The sequence below is a fragment of the Brevibacterium salitolerans genome (assembly GCF_039531405.1).
Classification (GTDB): Bacteria; Actinomycetota; Actinomycetes; order Actinomycetales; family Brevibacteriaceae; genus Brevibacterium; species Brevibacterium salitolerans.
Window position 1 is genome coordinate 1 of sequence record NZ_BAAAPZ010000006.1, and the last position, 16,656, is coordinate 16,656.

At 71.3% G+C, this 16,656-nt stretch carries 14 protein-coding genes; 11 read left to right on the top strand and 3 right to left on the bottom strand.

From position 1 onward, the window contains the following. Positions 1 to 156 precede the first annotated feature (156 nt). From ABD240_RS08110 to ABD240_RS08120, 3 genes are read right to left on the bottom strand one after another with little or no spacing between them, the layout of a single operon-like run. A complete protein-coding gene (locus ABD240_RS08110) occupies positions 157 to 1,131 on the bottom strand; it encodes a hypothetical protein (RefSeq protein ID WP_344336835.1) in 975 nt (324 codons plus the stop codon). A gap of 19 nt (positions 1,132 to 1,150) precedes the next feature. Continuing rightward, entirely contained in the window at positions 1,151 to 2,488 is a 1,338-nt protein-coding gene (locus ABD240_RS08115; RefSeq protein WP_344336836.1) for a hypothetical protein, read from the bottom strand. 18 nt (positions 2,489 to 2,506) lie between these two features. Then, positions 2,507 to 4,303 carry an LPXTG cell wall anchor domain-containing protein gene (locus tag ABD240_RS08120; RefSeq protein ID WP_344336837.1) on the bottom strand — a complete coding sequence of 599 codons (1,797 nt, stop codon included), beginning with the start codon at positions 4,301 to 4,303 and terminating at the stop codon, positions 2,507 to 2,509. A gap of 339 nt (positions 4,304 to 4,642) precedes the next feature. Here ABD240_RS08120 and dcd point away from each other — a divergent pair, with 339 nt between their 5' ends. The 11 genes from dcd to ABD240_RS08175 all read left to right on the top strand — a co-directional run bounded on the left by dcd (position 4,643) and on the right by ABD240_RS08175 (position 16,519). Beyond that, a complete protein-coding gene (dcd, locus tag ABD240_RS08125; RefSeq protein WP_291795948.1) occupies positions 4,643 to 5,248 on the top strand; it encodes a dCTP deaminase in 606 nt (201 codons plus the stop codon). Further along, entirely contained in the window at positions 5,245 to 6,282 is a 1,038-nt protein-coding gene (locus tag ABD240_RS08130; protein WP_344336838.1) for a hypothetical protein, read from the top strand. The genes dcd and ABD240_RS08130 overlap by 4 nt, the downstream gene beginning before the upstream one ends. Before the next feature lie 227 nt (positions 6,283 to 6,509). Beyond that, the gene (locus ABD240_RS08135; protein ID WP_344336839.1) at positions 6,510 to 9,590 is read left to right on the top strand and encodes a Na+/H+ antiporter subunit A; all 3,081 of its coding nucleotides are present in this window, start codon (positions 6,510 to 6,512) and stop codon (positions 9,588 to 9,590) included. Further along, a complete protein-coding gene (locus ABD240_RS08140; protein ID WP_344336840.1) occupies positions 9,587 to 10,255 on the top strand; it encodes a Na(+)/H(+) antiporter subunit C in 669 nt (222 codons plus the stop codon). Before ABD240_RS08135 ends, ABD240_RS08140 begins: the two co-directional genes overlap by 4 nt. Continuing rightward, complete coding sequence (locus ABD240_RS08145) at positions 10,252 to 11,970, top strand: Na+/H+ antiporter subunit D (RefSeq protein ID WP_291795936.1); 1,719 nt, start codon at positions 10,252 to 10,254, stop codon at positions 11,968 to 11,970. The genes ABD240_RS08140 and ABD240_RS08145 overlap by 4 nt, the downstream gene beginning before the upstream one ends. After that, a complete protein-coding gene (locus ABD240_RS08150) occupies positions 11,970 to 12,611 on the top strand; it encodes a Na+/H+ antiporter subunit E (RefSeq protein WP_291795933.1) in 642 nt (213 codons plus the stop codon). Before ABD240_RS08145 ends, ABD240_RS08150 begins: the two co-directional genes overlap by 1 nt. Continuing rightward, a complete protein-coding gene (locus tag ABD240_RS08155; RefSeq protein WP_291795930.1) occupies positions 12,608 to 13,210 on the top strand; it encodes an MrpF/PhaF family protein in 603 nt (200 codons plus the stop codon). Before ABD240_RS08150 ends, ABD240_RS08155 begins: the two co-directional genes overlap by 4 nt. Next, positions 13,207 to 13,611 (top strand): monovalent cation/H(+) antiporter subunit G, encoded by a 405-nt coding sequence (gene mnhG, locus ABD240_RS08160; RefSeq protein ID WP_291795927.1) that lies wholly within the window; start codon positions 13,207 to 13,209, stop codon positions 13,609 to 13,611. Before ABD240_RS08155 ends, mnhG begins: the two co-directional genes overlap by 4 nt. Positions 13,612 to 13,686: 75 nt before the next feature. Next, positions 13,687 to 14,442, top strand: a complete 756-nt coding sequence (locus ABD240_RS08165) for a response regulator transcription factor (RefSeq protein ID WP_291795925.1) — start codon at positions 13,687 to 13,689, stop codon at positions 14,440 to 14,442. Beyond that, a complete protein-coding gene (locus tag ABD240_RS08170) occupies positions 14,439 to 15,827 on the top strand; it encodes a sensor histidine kinase (protein WP_344336841.1) in 1,389 nt (462 codons plus the stop codon). The genes ABD240_RS08165 and ABD240_RS08170 overlap by 4 nt, the downstream gene beginning before the upstream one ends. Then, complete coding sequence (locus ABD240_RS08175) at positions 15,827 to 16,519, top strand: hypothetical protein (protein WP_344336842.1); 693 nt, start codon at positions 15,827 to 15,829, stop codon at positions 16,517 to 16,519. Before ABD240_RS08170 ends, ABD240_RS08175 begins: the two co-directional genes overlap by 1 nt. Positions 16,520 to 16,656 lie beyond the last annotated feature (137 nt).

Here is a 16,656-nt window from a genome sequence, read left to right on the forward strand (position 1 = left end):
ACCAAGAAACCCGGAACTGTCACCGAAGTCCTGATGCAGAACTGTCACCACTGTCCCGCGAGATGACAGATGGGCGGCCGCTGCGCAGACGTAACTTGTGAGGTGGAGGAGGAGCCAGTGGCGCGGAGAGAGGCGGCGCTGCAGCCCCGCCCCGCACTACCGCACGGCCTGGGCGCCGCTGGCGAGTCCCGGCGTGAGCGGAACGATCGAAGGCCCGCTGTCCTCCACATTCACCGCGGCGGTGAAGGTGAACCGCACCGTCTCGTCGAAGTCCGACTCCGTCGCCGTGACGATGTCCCGGTACCGCCCCTTGATCTGCGCCACCCCGCTCGCCGGCGCCACCACCAGGCGATTTCGCTCCGAGCGCAGGCGCACGGCCGGGTAGCTCACCATCTCCCAGGACACGTCGCCGAGGATCTCGTTGTCCGAGTCGTAGCCGAACGTGCAGCCCGTGGGCAGGAGCGTCTTCGCCTCCACGCACTCGTCCAGGTGCGCGTGCACGAGCTCCTCGGCCTCCTCTCGCAGCTGCTCCGTGGGCTGTGGGGCCAGACGTGTGCTGAGCTCCTCGCCGGGTTCCAGTGCGGTCACGCTCTCCACGGAGGAGCGGAAGTACTCCTGTGCGAAGCCCACGTTGTACTCGACCGGGAACAGCACGGGCAGACCCTCCCGGTCCACCTCGATGTCCGCGCTGTTGAGGCGCACGGCGGAGGCACCGTCGATCTCGAGCTCGAGCCGCGGCAGCTCGCCCACGTCGATGAGCCAGCGGTGGTAGAGGCCCCAGGTCCCGTCGTCGCGGGTGAGTTCGAACTCCTGGCTCCGGGTGGATCCGGCGAGGTCGTACTCGGCGGTGACGACGGCGCGGCGCCCCTCCGTCTCCGACCGGGTCACGTCCACCCGCTCCGGCAGTGAGGGTGCGCCGGCGAGGGCGTCATCCGTGAGCGCGGCGGCGTTCTCGATCGTCCCGGTCAGCAGGCGCGCACGGGCCCCCTCCGCGTCCCCTGCCGCGATGTCGCCCAGATAGGAGGCCACCGCACGCGCGGGCGAGTAGACGAGGAGGTTGAGCGCGGGCACGCTCGCCGCGGTGAGGGCCAGCGCTGCCAGCCCCGCGATCGCCGTCGTCCTCACCCTCATGCCGATGTCCCTCCCGTGGTCACTCCTCGACCGGCCAGACGTGGATGCGCTCGGTGTCCACCTCGGCCCACAGCCTGGCACCCACCGTCAGGTTCCGCAGCTGCTCCGGCACGCTGCCGCCGAGGCCGAGGTGCAGGAGCGCCCAGCCGGTCCCGTCCGCGGAGGTTCCTGCTCCGTCCGCCGTGCCCGAGGCCTCGGCCCGGTTCTCCGCCGCGTTCGCCTGCGGGCCGTCAGCGCTGTCCGTGGGCAGGCTGTCCCCGGCGTCCGCGGGCAGGCCGCCCGCGGCCTCGGCGACGGCCTGCCATGCCCGCCGCGGCGAGGCGTCCAGGACGTCTGCGACCAGCGGCAGGCCCGCCTCGGTGTCCACGGGGGAGAGCCGGACCTGGAGGGTGCTGCCCTCGTCCCGCACGCCCACCACCAGCACCTCGAACACGGCTTCGCCGGAGAACGCGGGATCGAACTCGTCGAGGGAGAGCGTCACGGCGTCGGTGGGGATCGCCAGGTAGACCTTGCCGTCGAGCTCGGTGCGCCTGCGCACCTGGGAGTGGCCGATGCTCAGCCAGCCCTTCCGCGCGAGGCCGGACATCACATTGGCGCCGCCCAGCGCGGCGCTGAGGCCGCCGCGGGGCATGCCGAAGATGGTCCGGGCGTCACCGGCCTGGGCCACCTGCTCCGCATCGAGTTCGATGATCCGCGCACCCGTGACGACGGCGTCGACGGGGGAGTCCGTGCTGAGCACCGCGCCCAGGCCGCGGGCGTGCACCGCGCGCAGAAGGGCGGTGCGGAGTCCGGAGCGCAGATGGCCGGGCACTCCTGCGAGGGGAGAGGGGAGGACGAGATGGCTGATCCCGTCGGTGCCCGTGAGCGTCACCGCGGCGAGGAGGAGCCGGGTGCGCGCGGCCGTGTCCAGGGAGCTCAGCCGGGTGCGCGCGGTGACGGAGCCGCTCAGCCCGGCGTCCCGGAGCGCCGCCCGCAGACGCGAGCGGGAGCCCGTGCCGGTGGTCCGGCGCAGCCAGGTCCCCACACGCAGCCGCGACGGTTCGGGACGCGCGATCTCCCGTGCGCCGGGGAGTTCCGCGACGGCACGCAGAACGGCGGTGACGTCCTCGGCTCGCCCCATGAGCACGAGGTCGTCACCGCCGTTCAGCGGAGTCGCGGACAGCGGTGCGCCGGAGAGGCGGAGGCCGCTCAGGTCGAGGGACCTGGCAGCGGCCGTCCCCTCACCGAGCACGGTCGTCCGTGCCGCGGCGGTGCCGGTGCTCCCCGTCGCTGTGGGAGCGCCGGCGGAATCGCCGAGGCCGGGCTGTGCTGTCAGTGCGTCTGTCCCTGCTGCGGGTGCGGTGCTGTGTGGGTCCACCCCCGCATTATCCCCCGGTCAGAGACCGGCGGGATCGGTGCCCCTGCTGCGGCGGCGTGTCACCACGACTGCGGCCGCGCCCACCGCGATGAGACCGGCGCCCAGGGCGAGGCCCGTGAGCTCGGTGCCCGTCCGGGGGAGGTCCGAGGCGCTGCCGGACGACTGCGAGCCGCTGCCCGAGGCCTGCGAGCTCGAGTCACCGCTGCCGGAGCCGCTGCCGCCGGCACTGCCCGCGTCCTCGCTGCCGCTGGTGTCCTCACCGGCCGCAGCGGGCTCCTCGGACTTCTCCTCGTCCTTCTCGCTCTCGGCATCGGACGCCTTCGAGTCGGACTTCTCGGAGTCGTCCTCCTCCTGGACGGTGCCCTTGTCGCCTGCGCCGTCCTGCGTGCCGACCTGGTCATCGCCGGAGCCGGATCCGGAGCCGCCCTCGTCCCCGGACTCGGGGCGGTTCGGCACGTCGATCTGCGGACCGGCCTGGCCCTTGTCGTCCGCCCCGTTCGCGTCGTCCTTCTCCGAGCCCTTGCCGGAGTCCTCGGCGTCCTTGCCGCCGTCGTTCTCCACCTCGGTGCCGTTGGTGGTGACGGTGAAGCTGCCCTCCTCCTCGAACTCCTCACCGGTCGCATCCGTGCCGGAGACGTACACGCCGTACCAGCCCAGCACGGGCTTGGACTCGGAGTGGATGGTGAACACCACGGCACCGGAGGCGTTGGTCGACTTCTTGGTGCGGAAGCGCTCCACCTTGCCCTGGGCGTGGGCGATCTCGAGGTGGACGTCGGAGCTCTGCTCGGCGCCCGTGACCTCGATGGTCACACCGCCGTCCGCTGCGGCGAACTCCTCGGAGGTGACGGCGCGCGGCGAGATGGAGAGGCCGAGGTCCTCCACGGGCGCGGCGGACTCGGACGGCGTCGCCGTCTCAGTGGGCTCCGCGGATTCGCTCGGCTCCGCGGTCTCCGTGGGCTCCGCGGACGGGGTCGCCGTCTCCGTGGGCTTCGGGCTCGCAGAGGGGGTGGCCGACGGAGAGGCCGTCTCCGTGGGAGCGGCGGTCTCGCTCGGCTGCTCCGTGGGCGTGGCGCTCGGCGTGGGCTCCGCGGACCGGCTCGGCGTCTCCGAAGGCGTGGCGGACGGCGTCGCGCTGGGCGACGCTGTCTCCGTGGGAGCGGCGGACTCCGTGGGAGCGGCGGTCTCGCTGGGCTGCTCGGAGGGAGCGGCGGTCTCGCTCGGCGCTGCCGACTCGCTCGGCTCCGCGGACTCACTCGGCTCCGCGGTCTCCGAGGGCTGCTCGCCGCCCTCGACCTTCTCCACGACCTCGAAGGTGACCTTCTCCGTGCGCTTCTCCGACTTGAGGTCCGTGAGGTAGAGCGAGTAGGTGCCCACCGGGACCTTCGCGCCCTCCGTGGCGGTGAAGAAGTAGCGGCCGTTGACCTCGCCCTCGCTCGTGACGGTGAGCGGGGTCTCCGGGCTGTACTCGGTGCCGTCCGTGCCCACGACGGTCACGGTGGCCTTCTCATCGGGGGTGAAGTGCTTGCCGGAGAACCGGATGCCCTTCTTCTCGTCGGCGATGTCCGCCTGCGAGACCTGGTCGGCTTCGACGATCGCCTCGGGATCGCCCTGTTCGGCGTCCTCGGAGCTCTTCGCCTCGTCGGTGGAGTCCTCGGTGGGATCCTCTGTCGCAGTCGGCTGCTCACTGGGGGGCAGGGTTGCCTTCGGAGCGGTGAACTCCGGCACCGGAGTGGTCGCGACTGCGGGAACGGCGATGAAGCCGGAAACAGCGGCGGCTACTGCGGGGGCAAGAACAAGACTCTTTGAAGTCTTCACAGTATGTGCCTTTCGGTCGTAGGGAACACGACCGCACACGTTCGATCCTCCCGGCACCCTCTGGCTGAGAAGGGGAAGGCACCAACGTGCACGGGCGTAGACAGTAGCCCACTGTATGGCATGGAAGCGGCGACTTCGAGGATCTCGCGGGAACTACACGCATGGAATTCGGCGCTCCGATCCGCGGACCATCTGCGGGTGCGGTCTTCCTGCTGGTGAGGGAGGGCGGGCGGCGGCCGCGCAGGGGGTGGAAGGGGTGTGGGGGAGCGCGATCGTACGGTGTTCGCGGCACCGCTGTTCGCGTGTCGGGAGGCTTGCCCCGGAGGGTACATTTGCAGTGTGAGCCTCCTATCCGATCGCGAGATCCGCACCGAGATCGATGCCGGCCGCGTACGGCTGGACCCCTTCGACCCCGCCCTCGTGCAGCCGGCGAGCGTGGACGTGTGCCTCGACCGCTTCTTCCGCCTGTTCGACAACCACAAGTACTCGGTCATCGATCCGGCGCAGGACCAGCCGGAGCTCACGCGGGCGGTGGAGGTGGACCCCGGTGAGCCCTTCGTCCTGCACCCCGGCGAGTTCGTCCTCGCCTCCACGCTGGAGCTCGTCACGCTCCCGGAGGATGTCGCGGCCCGGCTCGAGGGCAAGTCCTCCCTGGGCCGGCTGGGCCTCCTCACGCATTCCACTGCAGGGTTCATCGATCCCGGCTTCTCCGGCCACGTCACGCTCGAGCTGTCCAATGTGGCGACCCTGCCGATCACGCTGTGGCCGGGAATGAAGATCGGCCAGCTGTGCTTCTTCCGCCTCTCCTCCCCGGCGGAGAGCCCCTACGGCACGGCCGGCAACCTCAATCGATACCAGGGGCAGCGCGGACCCACGGCCTCCCGTTCGCACCTCGACTTCTACCGGAGCCCCGCCGCGGAGACCGCGCCCGAGGCCGGGGCATGAGCGTCTCCGAGCGCGCCCGGGCGTTCTCCGGCTCCCACCTCCTGCTGCTCGACGCGGAGCTCGAGCCGCAGGACGTCGTGAGCCTCCTGCGCAATCTCCGCCCGGAGCTGCCTCCCGGCCGGCCGGTGCCGGGGGAGGCCGGTGCGCACTCCTACCGCATCACACGTCATTCCCAGCTCGTGGGCCCGTTCCCCGTGGACCGGGAGCTCAGCGCCGCGCTCTCCCTGCCGCCGGAGACGGCGGGTCTCTACGCGCTCGAGTGTCCGCGCGACCGTGAGCCCGTCCCTCCGCCCGCCTGGCTGCCGGACGTGGACGGACTGCACGAGTGCTTCCCGGCAGGGCTGCCGTGCAAGGAGGAGGGGCGCGTCCTCGACGAGCTCATCGCGGTGGCGCGGCGGCTGGGCCTCGTCATCCGCCTCGCGGACGAACCCTGGGCGGCTGAGGCCCGGCTCGACGACCCCGGTTCCGCCGGCGCATTCGAAGCCGGTCCCGGCGACGGTCTTGCGGACGCCGTGCGGGAGCCGCGCTTCCTGCGGCCGGATCCGGAGCTGACCCCCGGCCTCTTCGTCTACTCGGAGTACTGGCTCGACCCTCAGGTCCTGCTGGGCCGCATCGTGCGGGCTGCGCCGCAGGCCCGGCTGCCCCGCCCGCCGGCCGGCGCACACGCCACCGCCGAGAGCCGCGTGCGCACCGACGATCCGGTCGTGCTCGACGGCTATGCGATCGAGGTCCCGCTGGACGACGTGCTGGGCCCGCGGGCGGGCCGCATCGAGATCCAGGTGATGCTGGAGACGCAGCTGCCGGCCATCATCCGGGCGCACACCACGGGGGAGCAGATCGTGTACACCGTGCGCTGGGAGGATCCCGAGGGACTGGGGCGGCTGCCCACAGCGGACCCGGAGTTCGCGCGGATCCGCACCGCCGCGATCGGCGTCCTGGAGCGATGCGCGCGGGAGATCATGACCGCGGTCGCGGGTGCCGGCGTGGACGAGGCCGGCTTCCTGGTCTCCGCTCAGCAGCTCGGCGCGGCCTGACCGCCGCACCCTGGGCGGGGCCGTCTCGGCTGCCGGAAGCGCTCCCGCGGGGGCGGGGGAGTCTCCGCCCGAGGCCTCGGGCTCCGTGAGGAGGGCCATAGTCCTCCTCTCGTGCGGCTTGCTGCAACTCCGCGACCGCACTCTGAGACGAAGATTTATGCACACCGTCCGATCTGTGGAAAAATGGAGCCTGCGCGCGACGGAACCGACTGCTGAGGGGTGAGCTGATGACAGTGCTGCTCGGAGCTATGTTCCTTGCGGCGCTCGCGGCACCCCTGCTGTTCCGGCTGGTGGGGCGCACGGCCTTCGTGCTCCTCTCCCTCGTCCCCTTCGCGGGCTTCGCGTACTCGCTCTCCCTCCTCCCGGACGTGCTCCGGGACGACTTCTCCGCGCCCGTCGCAGAGTTGCGCTGGCTGCCGGAGCTGAGCATGTCCATGGCGCTGCGCATGGACTCCCTCGCCTGGATCTTCAGCCTCCTCGTCACGGCGGTGGGCGGCCTCGTGTTCGTCTACTGCGCACGCTACTTCGATGCGGACGAGGCGCGGCTGGCGCGGTTCGGCGGCGTCCTCATGGCGTTCGTCGGCATGATGTACGGCCTGGTCCTCGCCGACGAGCTGCTCACCCTGTTCCTCTTCTGGGAGGGCACCACGGTGTTCTCCTACCTGCTGATCGGCCAGTACGCCTGGCGGCAGCAGTCGCGGCGGGCCGCGCTGCAGGCGCTCATCGTCACGACGGCCGGCGGGCTGACGATGTTCGTGGGCATGATCCTGCTGGGCATCCTCTACGGCACCGGCAGCATCCCCGCGATCGTCGAGACCGGCTTCGACGGTGATCCGCTCACCGTGGTCGCCGTCCTCCTCATCCTCGTGGGCGCGGTGTCCAAGTCCGCGCTGGTCCCCTTCCACTTCTGGCTGCCCGGCGCCATGGCCGCTCCCACCCCGGTGAGCGCCTACCTGCACGCGGCGGCGATGGTGAAGGCCGGCGTCTACCTCGTCCTCCGCCTCGCGCCCGGCTTCGCGGACATGCCGGTGTGGCGGGAGGGCCTCGTGACCCTGGGCCTGCTCACCATGCTGATGGGCGGCTGGCAGGCGCTCAAGGAGACGGACCTCAAGCTCATCCTCGCCTACGGCACCGTCTCCCAGCTGGGATTCATGACGACGGTGTCCGCGTTCGGCTACCGCGACGTGACCACGGCCGCCCTCGCGCTCCTCCTGGGCCACTCCATGTTCAAGGCCACGCTGTTCCTGGTGGTGGGCATCATCGACCACCGGGCCGGCACGAGAGACCTCCGGAAGCTCTCCGGCTACGGCCGCGCCTACCCCCTCATCGCCGTCATGGGGATCATCGCCGCGGCCTCGATGGCCGGTCTGCCGCCCACCATGGGCTTCGTGGCCAAGGAGGCCGTCTACGGCACTCTGCTGGAGAACGGGTCCAAGCTGGGCATCATCGCGCTCATCGGCGTGTTCCTGGGCTCCGTCCTCACCGTCGCCTACTCCGCGCGGTTCGTCTGGGGCGCCTTCGCCGTCAAGCCCGGGGTGGAGCGATTCGAGCGCACCAAGCCGGACGGGCCGCTCTTCACCGCCGCTCCCGCGGTCCTCACGGTCGTCACGGTGGGTGCCGCCTTCGGCGCCTCCCTCATCGATTCGGTGGTCACCGCCTGGTCCCGCCACCTGCCTCTGGACCCCGCGGACGCCGCGCTCGCGGCTGCGGGCGAGCACACGCACGCCTACCACGTGGCGCTGTGGCACGGGTTCGAGCCGGCGCTGCTGCTCTCCGGGCTCACCCTCGCCGCGGGGCTGACGATGTTCGTCTTCCGCCGTCAGGTGAGCGTCTTCCAGGTGGCGCTGCCGGACGGCATCGACTTCCGCGCCGCCTACCGCAGCACCATCGCGCAGCTGGAGCGGTTCGCGTCCTTCGTCACGGCGCGCACCCAGCGCGGTTCCATGCCGTTCTACCAGGGCGTCATCTACGTCTTCTCCCTCGCGGCGCTGGGGATCGCGCTGCTGCTCAACGACACGTGGCCCTCCGGCTTCGTGTTCGCGGACAGCCCGCTGCAGATCTTCATCGCCGCCGTCATGATCCTCGCCGCCGTCGCGGCCACACAGATCGACAAGCGGTTCGCCGCCGTGGTGATCGTGGGCGTGACCGGGTACGCGATGGTGGCCTTCTTCGCGGTCCAGGGCTCCCCGGACCTCGCCCTCACCCAGATCCTGGTCGAATCCGTCACCCTCGCGGTGTTCGTCTTCGTCCTGCGCCGCCTGCCCGCCCGGATCGGCAAGCAGGAGGGCCGGCTCAACCCCTCGCTGCGCGCGCTCATCGCCGTCGCCTTCGGCGTCCTCATGGTGGTCGTCGCCCTCGTGGTCATGGGCGCCCGCGGGCACCTGCCCATCTCCGAGCTGTTCCCGGCGCTGGCCTACGAGGGCGGGCACGGTGAGAACATCGTCAACGTCACCCTCGTGGACATCCGCGGCTGGGACACCATGGGCGAGCTCTCCGTCGTCATCGCCTGTGCGATCGGCGTGGCCAGCCTCGTGTTCGTCAGCGGCCACGGCGAGGCCATCCAGCGGATCTCCGGGGCGCCGGGCGGTCGCCGCCGGTTCGCGGAGCCCGTGCTGGAGACCGTCTCCCTCCGCCGCGTGGGCGAGCCCGCGGACCCCGAGGCCGCCGCGATGCTCGCCAGACAGGGTCAGGAGACAGCGGAGGAGCGCCGGAACTCCTGGCTGCTCGCCGGCCGCACGCTGGCCCCGCACAACCGCTCGATCGTGCTCGAGGTCGCGGTGCGCCTCATGTTCCACGCCTTCCTCGTCTTCTCCGTCTACCTGCTGTTCGCCGGCCACAACCTGCCCGGCGGCGGCTTCGCCGGAGGGCTCGTGGCGGGCCTCGCCTTCGTCATCCGCTACCTCGCCGGAGGCCGGTACGAGTACGCCGAGGCCGTCCGCCTGCAGCCCGGCCCGGTCATGGGCGTGGGCATGGTGCTCGCGGCCGGCACGGCCGTGGCCGGCTATCTGTGGTCCGATTCCGCGCTCCAGTCGTTCTACGTGTCCACCGAGCTGCCGGTGCTGGGCTACGTGAGCTTCGGCTCGTCCACGATCTTCGACATCGGCGTGTACCTCGTGGTCATCTCGCTCATGGTGGGCGTGGTGCGCAGCCTGGGCGTGGAGGTCGACATCCAGCAGGAGCGGGACGAGGAGACCCTGGCGGAGAAGCTGCCGGGCACCGAGGACCCGGACAGGGACAAGAGGATCCGCGCCATCATGGGACGTGACCACCTGGACGTCGACGGCTCCTCCGCGGGAGGCCGGCTGTGACCCCTCCCCTCATCATGCTCGCGGCCATGGGCGTCATGTACGCCGCAGGCGTCTACCTCATGCTCGACCGCTCGCTCACCCGCGTGCTGCTCGGCTTCATGCTCGTGGGCAACGCCACCAACGTGCTCCTCCTGCTCACCGCGGGGCCTCCCGGCGGCGCGCCGCTCACGGACGGCGTCGACCTCTCCACGGAGGGCATGCTGGATCCGCTCCCGCAGGCGCTCATCCTCACCGCCATCGTCATCACCTTCGGCATCACGGCCTTCCTGCTGGCGATGATCTACCGGTCCTGGCGCTTCGTCCGCGACGAGACCCTCCAGGACGACCTCGAGGACGTGCGGGTGGCGCTCGAGCGCTCCCGCGAATCCGGGGACGAGGCCGGCACGAGCGGCGAGTACGACGACACGGAGTTCGGCGACGAGGCGACGGACCCGGTGGAGGACCATCCGCTGGACCTCGACCGGGACTCCACCCCGCAGGTGCGCGCCGCGCTCCGCGAGGCGGCGACGGCGGAACCGGAGCCCGGCGGCAGGACAGACGGCGGGGGGACCGAGTTCTCCGGGGACGCGGGTGAGGCCGCGGCACCCGGCGCGGCCTCGGGTGCGGCCCCCGCACCGGAACCCGGCACCGCAGACGACGAGACGAGCGAAGGAGGACGGGCATGAGCGCACTCCTCGGTCAGCTCCTCGCCCTGCCCGTCATCCTGCCGCTGCTGGCGGCCGCGGCGACGCTGATCTTCCAGCGGCATCCGCGGGTGCAGCTCGTCATCACCGCCGTCACGCTCTCGCTCACCACGGCGCTGTCGATCCTCCTGCTCATCGGAGTCGACTACCACGGCACGCAGGTGCTCGCGGTGGGCGGCTGGGCGCTGCCGTGGGGCATCGCGCTCGTGGCGGACCGGCTGGCGGTGCTCATGCTGGTGGTCTCCTCGATCGTCACGCTCGGCGTGTACATCTACGCGGCCGGACAGGAGATGGCGGAGACGGAGCAGTCGGACGACACGCCCGTCTCCATCTTCAACCCCGCCTACCTCATCCTCTGCGCGGGCGTGTCCAACGCCTTCCTCGCCGGCGACCTGTTCAACCTCTACGTGGGCTTCGAGATGCTGCTCGCGGCCTCCTACGTGCTGCTGACCCTGGGCGCGACCACCGCGCGCATCCGTGCGGGCGTGACCTACATCGTCATCTCGCTCGTGTCCTCGGTGCTGTTCCTGTCCGCCATCGCCCTCATCTACGGCGCCACCGGCACCGTCAACATGGCCCAGCTGGCCGGGCGGCTGAGCGAGCTGCCGGTGGACATCCAGCTCATCCTGCACATCAGCCTGCTGCTGGGATTCGGGGTGAAGGCGGCGGTGTTCCCGCTCTCGTTCTGGCTGCCGGACTCCTACCCCACCGCACCGGCGCCGGTGACGGCGGTGTTCGCCGGCCTGCTGACCAAGGTGGGCATCTACGCGATCATCCGCACGGAGACCGTGCTGTTCTCCACCTCCAGCCTGCGCGTGCCGCTGCTCATCATCGCCGGTCTCACGCTCATCGTGGGCATCCTCGGCGCCATCGCGCAGTCGGACATCAAGCGCATGCTGTCCTTCACGCTGGTCTCGCACATCGGCTACATGCTGTTCGGCGTGGCGATGGGCACGGTGGAGGGCGTGCACGCGGCGATCTACTACACCCTGCACCACATCGTGGCGCAGACGGCGCTGTTCCTCGCGATCGGCCTCATCGAGATGCGGGGCGGGTCCACCTCGCTGCGGAAGCTGGGCGGCCTGTCCGTGCTGGCGCCCGTCGTGAGCATCTTCTATCTCATCCCCGCGCTCAACCTCGCGGGCATCCCGCCGTTCTCCGGTTTCATCGGCAAGGTGGCGCTGTTCGACGCCGGCTTCCACACGCGGGACTGGCTGGTCGTCGTGCTCATCGTCGCGGGCACCCTCACCTCGCTGCTCACGCTGTACGTGATCGGCAAGTCCTGGAACGTGGCGTTCTGGCGCGAGCCCGCGGAGGCGGAGGACCCCACCCCGGCGCTCGTGGAGGAGGCGGCGGAGCGCAAGACCGCCCTCATGCACGGTGAGCGGTGGAAGCCGTCCGTGCGGATGCCCTCGCTCATGATGGTGGCGACCGCCGGGATGGTCGTGGTGTCCTGTATGCTCACCGTCCTCGCCGCACCGCTGTGGGAGGTGTCCGGACGCGCCGCGGAGAACCTGCGGGGTGCCGGCACGTACTCGTCCGCCGTGCTCGGCTCCGATCCCGCGCAGGGTGCCTCCGAGGGCCGGTCCGCGGACGCCGGTGCGGGTGCCGGGAGCTCCGGCGAGGACGGGGCCGCCGAGGCCGGTGAGGGCACCGGTCCTGCTGAAGCCGCCCACGCAGAAGGGGGGAAGCCGTGATGCCGCACCGTCTCCGGCGCCGCCAGGGCTTCGTCGAGGCCGTCCTCTACATCGCCGTCCTCGTGGTCGTCTGGGTGTTCCTCTGGGACAGCGTGAGCGTCCTCACTGTCCTCACCGGGCTCGTCGTGGCGCTGGGCGTGACCCGTCTGTTCTACCTGCCGCCCATCGAGCTGTCCGGCCGGATCAACGTGCTCTACGGCGCCTGGTTCGTCGTCTGGTTCTGCGCGCACGTGCTGGCGGCCTCGTTCCAGGTCGCGTGGCTGAGCTTCCGGCCCAAGCCGGTGGCCGCCGGCTCCGTCGTGGCGGTGGACCTCGCGACGCGTTCGGACCTGCTCATCACCCTCGTGACGATGGTGAACGGCCTCATCCCCGGTTCGCTCGTCATCGAGATCGACCGTGCACGCGCCGTCGTCTTCGTCCACGTGCTCAACTGCGCGGACGAGGAGGAGATGGAGAACGCCCGGAGGCAGACGCACCGGATCGAGCACCTGCTCATCTGCACGCTAGGCTCCCCGCACGACGTGCAGGCGCTCAACGAGGCGCGCGAGGCCAAGGGTCTGCCGCCCGTGCTGGAGAGCCGGACCATCCGCGCCCGTGCGCTGCGGGCCAAGCTCGCACGCCAGGTGAAGGAGGGCGCATGACCACGGCCTTCGGAAACCTCGCCGGCGACTACAGCTCGGGCACCCTCGTGCTGGTGTCCGCGGCCGTGGGGATGCTGTTCTTCGCCGCCGCGGTCCTCTCCGTCGTCCGCATCATCAAGGGGCCCTCGATCCTCGACCGGATGATCGCGACGGACGTGCTGCTCGCCACCATCATGTGCGGTCTGGGCGGGTTCGCGGCGGTCTCCGGACGGACGGACGTGCTGCCGGTGATGCTCGTCATCGCGATGTTCGGCTTCGTGGGGTCCGTGAGCGTCTCCCGCTACGTCTCCCGCTCGGACATGCGCACGACGCCCCGCACCCGCCGTGCGCGCCGCCGTGACACGGGCAGCCAGGCGCTGCGCGCCTCGGGCGCCCTTCCCCAGGTGAAGGACGCGGCCACGCGTGAGGACGAGATCCGCCACGCGGAGACGGGACAGGCCGGAGCCGAGGTCCAGGCCAGCGGCCTCGGGGAGCTCGCGGGCCGCCCGGACGCCGGAGCGCGGGCGAACGACCCCGGCACCGCCGCGGAGCGGGAGCCGCAGGAAGGCAGCGCGCCCCGGGAAGGCAGCGCGGCGGAAGGGAACGGTGAGCGCGCATGATCCAGGACACGATCACACTCGTGATGATCGCGGGCGCGGGGCTGCTCTCGCTCGCCGCCGCCGTGGGTGCGCTGCGGTTCCCCGATCTCCTCTCGCGCATGCACGCGGCCTCCAAGCCGCAGCTGTTCGGGCTGGTGCTCGTGATGTTCGCGGTGACGGTGCAGGTGTTCCAGTGGGGCCCCATCTCCACCATGCTGCTCATCGTCCTCTTCCAGCTCTTCACGGTGCCGGTGGCCGCACACATGGTGGGCCGAGCCGGTTATCGTACCAAGCATCTGCGTCGGTCTATGCTGTATCGCGACGAGCTGTCCGACGCCGTGTCGCGTGCGCAGGCCCGTGAGGTGGCCGAACGCGAACGCGGGGACAAGGAACGGGCAGACGAGGGGAAGCACACCGCATAGGGCTCCCGCGTCCGGACGCACCGGGTCTCTCCGGCCGGGCCGGAGCCCCAGACGAAGGCGAGGCTGGACGCCACGATGACGAGCCAACCCACAACCGGGAACGGCGGGACGAGTCCGCTCGTCCTCGTCGCTGACGACGAACCGGACGTCCTGGGCGCGGTGGTGCCCTTCCTCGAACGCTCGGGCTTCCGGGTGATCGCGGCCTCGGACGGCATGCTGGCCCTCGACGAGATCCGGCGGCACAGACCCGATGCCTGCGTCCTCGACGTGCTCATGCCCGGTGCCGACGGGCGTGAGGTCCTGCGCACGCTGCGCCGCGAGGAGAACTGGGTCCCCGTCGTCCTGCTCACCCAGGTGGGCGAGGCGGTGGAGCGGGCCATGGCTCTGGAGGAGGGCGCGGACGACTACCTCAACAAGCCGTTCGACCCCCATGAGCTCGTCGCGCGGGTGCGGGCGGTGCTGCGACGCACACGGAACGACGGCCCGCCGCTCGCGACCGCCACGATGCTCCTCTCCACCTTCGGCCTGCGGCTGGACAGGGTGGGCCGCCGCGCCTGGCTGGGCGAACGGGAGCTCGTCATCACGCCCAAGGGCTTCACACTCCTCGAGTACCTCATGGTCCACCAGGGCGAGCTCGTGGAGCGTGCGCGGCTGCTGGAGGTGCTGTGGGGGTTCGACGACGTCGTGGGCACCCGTGCGGTGGACTCGCGGGTGGCGGAGCTGCGGCGGGTGCTGGGGGAGGACGCCTCGGAGCCGCGCTGGATCGCGACCGTCCCGGGCCGCGGCTACCGGTTCGTGGCGGAGGTCAGGGGAGCGGACGCGCAGCGATGAACAGCTACATAGTCGTCGAGGTCCGTGCGTGGCTTCTCATCGTGCTGGTGCTGGTGGTGTGCGCCGCTCTCGCGGTGGGCGGATGGCTGCTGTGGCGCTGGATCGTGCGCAGCCGCGCGGCCGTCACGGAGGAGGAGCGCCGGCGCGTGGAGGAGGACGCGGTGCAGCGGCGCAACCGCATGCTCGTGCGCCTCGACCACGAGCTGAAGAACCCGCTCACGGCGCTGCGCACCTCCGTCGCGACGGTGCGCGGCGCCGTCGAGGACGCGAACCCGGATCCGCAGATCGTCGGGCCCGCGGTCCGGCAGATCGATTCCTCCGCCCGGCGGGTGGCCCGCCTGCTCGCGGACCTGCGGAAGCTGGCGGACGTGGAGACGCGCTCCATCGCCTTCCAGCGCGTGGACATGGACCGGCTCATCCACCAGGCCGTGGAGGACGCGCGGACCGCGCCGGGCGCCGAGGACCGGATGATCGTCGCGACGGTCGCCCGGGCCCCCTGGAAGCTGCCCGAGGTCGCGGGCGAGGAGGATCTGCTGCTCTCCGCGATCCTCAACCTGCTGGGGAACGCGATCAAGTACTCGGCGGACACGGACACCGTGGAGCTGCGCGCCAACGAGCAGATCATCGACCACCACCGCTGGGTGGTCGTCGAGGTGGCGGACACCGGCTCCGGCATCCCGGTGGATGAGCAGACCCGTGTGTGGGACGAGCTGCAGCGCGGGTCCAAGGTGCGCGCCGTGGCCGGCTCCGGGATGGGGCTGTCGCTGGTGCGCGCGATCATCGCCCGGCACGGCGGCACCGTGGAGCTGTTCAGCCAGGAAGGCGTCGGCACCTCGGTGCGCCTCGTGCTGCCGGTGATGGGCGACGCCCCGCAGAGCGGCCGGGGCGGCGCGCAGGTGCCGGGAGCGGACATGGCGCACGTGGCCGCGGGCTCCCGTGCCGTGCGGCCGTTCCAGGAGCAGAGGGGCCGGGTGGGCAGCGGTGCGCCGCAGTTCCTGCCGCCGCGCGAGCTCAGCCAGGACGAACGGCGATTCATGGGGACGCCGCGCCGGGGATCCCGCCGCCGCATCCAGACGATCGACGGTGCACTCGTGGACACCAGCACGGGTGAGTCGCTGGGCGGTCCGGGGTTCGACTCCGGACCGTACCGCAAGTTCAAGCCTCCGGTGGGTCCGCAGGCTCAGGGTCAGCAGGGCCAGGGCTCGCAGGGCCAGGGTTCACAGGGCCAGGGTTCACAGGGCCGAGGTCCGCAGCCGGCACCGCAGCCGGGGCAGCCGCCGCAGCCCGGACAGGTTCCGCCGTCCGGGCAGGCACCGCAGCCTTCGGGGCCTGAGCAGTCTCCGACCCCCGGCGGTGCACGTCCTGACGGCGAAGGGCGGCGCTGATGTCCGTGCTCAGGCGGGGTGCGCTGGCCGTGGGGGCGGCCTCGGCGGCGGTCATGCTGACGGGCTGCGGTCTGGTGGGCGTGCGCGTGGCGACCGGGGACGGCGGCCCGGTGCGGATCAGTGCGCAGACCACCCAGGGGCCGGAACCGGTGATCGAGGAGACGGAGGGGCCCTCGACGGAGGGGATGGAGCAGCTCAGCCTCTCGCTGGGCTCCTCCTGCCCCGCCCGTGTGTCGCTCTACGCGCCCGAGGACTGGACCGGCAGCACCTCCGGCGGCTCCTACTACGGGATGCCCGTGGACGCCGGCATCGACGCTGCGGGGGTGAGCGTGTACTGCACCACCAGCTTCGGCGATTCTGCGGCGGAGGGGGTGGACAGCTCTCGCAGCTACCAGTTCAGCGACAGGGACACGCAGATCGTGGTGGAGAAGACGAGCCCGGCCGGCGAGGGCTACTACTGGGCGTACCAGGCGGAGCTGGGCGAGGAGGAGCCCCTGTACAAGGGCGAGCCCACCACCGTGATGGGGGTCATCGCGCACTACCCGGTCTCCGGCCAGCTCTACCAGGTGAACGTCACCTTCAGCTTCGCCTCCGACGATCAGCAGACGCGCGAGTACGCGGCCGCCTCGCTGTCGCACCTCAGGGTGGAAGGCGCTTCCATCGCTGCACCCGCCTGGGACATGGGCGGCTGAGCGCAGCGCGTGTCGCCGCCGCGAGCCGCCGCGAGCCGGACCCGCGAACCTGCTTGGCCACCCACGTATAGGTGCGCGGCTGCGACGGTGTCAGGGGTGGCGAGAACGCCGGGCCCGGAAACACGGCTTCCCGCCCA

Bases quoted from the DNA above. Each gene is read 5' to 3' on its own strand.
- ABD240_RS08150 (WP_291795933.1), top strand. From the start codon at position 11,970: ATGCCGCACCGTCTCCGGCGCCGCCAGGGCTTCGTCGAGGCCGTCCTC.
- ABD240_RS08175 (WP_344336842.1), top strand. From the start codon at position 15,827: ATGTCCGTGCTCAGGCGGGGTGCGCTGGCCGTGGGGGCGGCCTCGGCG.
- ABD240_RS08135 (WP_344336839.1), top strand. From the start codon at position 6,510: ATGACAGTGCTGCTCGGAGCTATGTTCCTTGCGGCGCTCGCGGCACCC.
- ABD240_RS08130 (WP_344336838.1), top strand. From the start codon at position 5,245: ATGAGCGTCTCCGAGCGCGCCCGGGCGTTCTCCGGCTCCCACCTCCTG.
- ABD240_RS08110 (WP_344336835.1), bottom strand. From the start codon at position 1,131: ATGAGGGTGAGGACGACGGCGATCGCGGGGCTGGCAGCGCTGGCCCTC.
- mnhG (WP_291795927.1), top strand. From the start codon at position 13,207: ATGATCCAGGACACGATCACACTCGTGATGATCGCGGGCGCGGGGCTG.
- ABD240_RS08165 (WP_291795925.1), top strand. From the start codon at position 13,687: ATGACGAGCCAACCCACAACCGGGAACGGCGGGACGAGTCCGCTCGTC.
- ABD240_RS08170 (WP_344336841.1), top strand. From the start codon at position 14,439: ATGAACAGCTACATAGTCGTCGAGGTCCGTGCGTGGCTTCTCATCGTG.
- ABD240_RS08155 (WP_291795930.1), top strand. From the start codon at position 12,608: ATGACCACGGCCTTCGGAAACCTCGCCGGCGACTACAGCTCGGGCACC.
- ABD240_RS08145 (WP_291795936.1), top strand. From the start codon at position 10,252: ATGAGCGCACTCCTCGGTCAGCTCCTCGCCCTGCCCGTCATCCTGCCG.